A 1,187-nucleotide genomic window follows, 5' to 3' on the forward strand; every position below is an offset into this window, starting at 1 on the left:
TTTTCTTGAGTTGAAAGGAAACCGGAATGCCGAAGCAGAAGAATTTTACCAAGGAATTTGAGATCGAGGCGGTGCGTTTGGCGCAGACGAGCGGTCGGACCCAGCGCGAGATCGCACCGGACCTGGGCGTCGGCCTGTCGACGCTGGTGCGCTGGATCGGCCGTAGCCGTGACCGGGCGATGGATGCTCCGACAGGAGCCGCTGCCGGCGAAGACATGGCGGCCGAACTGAAGCGGTTACGCCGGGAGAATGAAATTCTGCGGTAGGAACGCGAGATACTAAAGCGTGCCGCGACTTTTTTCGCCAAGGAAGGAAGTCGATGAAGTTTCGGTTCATCGACTAGGCGAAAAAAGAATTCCCTGCATACCGTCTCTGCAAGGTTCTGGGCGTCAGCCAGAGCGGTTATTTCTCCTGGAAGGACCGGCCAGCAAGCCATCGGCAGCGCGAGGACATGGTGATGCTGGCGCATGTGCGCTCTGCCTATGCGCTTTCTCACGAGACCTACGGTAGCGCGCGCATGACGCGGGAATTGCAGGATAGCGGCTTTGCCATCGGACGACAACGAACTGTCCGGCTCATGCGCGAGAATGGCCTGCATGCCCGGCAAAAGCGGCGGTTCAAGCGCACGACGGACAGCCAGCATGCCTTTCCGGTAGCCCCCAATATCATCGATCAGGATTTTGCAGCGACTGGGCCAAACCAGAAATGGGGTGTTGATATTTCCTACGTCTGGACCCGCGAGGGCTGGCTCTATCTTGCCGTCGTCATCGACCTATTCTCTCGCTGCGTCGTCGGCTGGGCTATCGGTGACCGGCTCCTTCGCGAACTGGCAATCAATGCTCTTCGAAAAGCCATTGTCATGCGTCGTCCAAAGCCTGGCCTGATCCATCATTCCGACCGCGGCAGTCAATATTGCTCCATTGACTATCAGGCGCTGCTTGGCATCAAAGGAATTGTGATCTCGATGTCAGGCAAGGGAAATTGCTATGACAACGCCATGGTCGAAACCTTCTTCAAGACGTTGAAATCAGAGCTGATCTGGCGGACCATCTATCAGACGCGAAACCATGCCGAAATTGCCATTGCCCGCTACATCGACGGCTTCTACAATCCCACGCAGCGGCACTCGGCGCTTGAATATTTAAGCCCCGCGAAGTTCGAGAGACTGGCCGCATGATCTGAAAATG

At 56.5% G+C, this 1,187-nt stretch carries 1 pseudogene; it reads left to right on the forward strand.

Annotated features, from left to right (window positions below):
* The first annotated feature begins 26 nt into the window (after positions 1-26).
* A pseudogene (locus tag LH464_RS24345) lies at positions 27-1,177 on the forward strand (IS3 family transposase).
* Positions 1,178-1,187: the final 10 nt, after the last annotated feature.

The organism is Pseudorhizobium xiangyangii (genome assembly GCF_020531965.1).
GTDB lineage: Bacteria > Pseudomonadota > Alphaproteobacteria > Rhizobiales > Rhizobiaceae > Neorhizobium > Neorhizobium xiangyangii.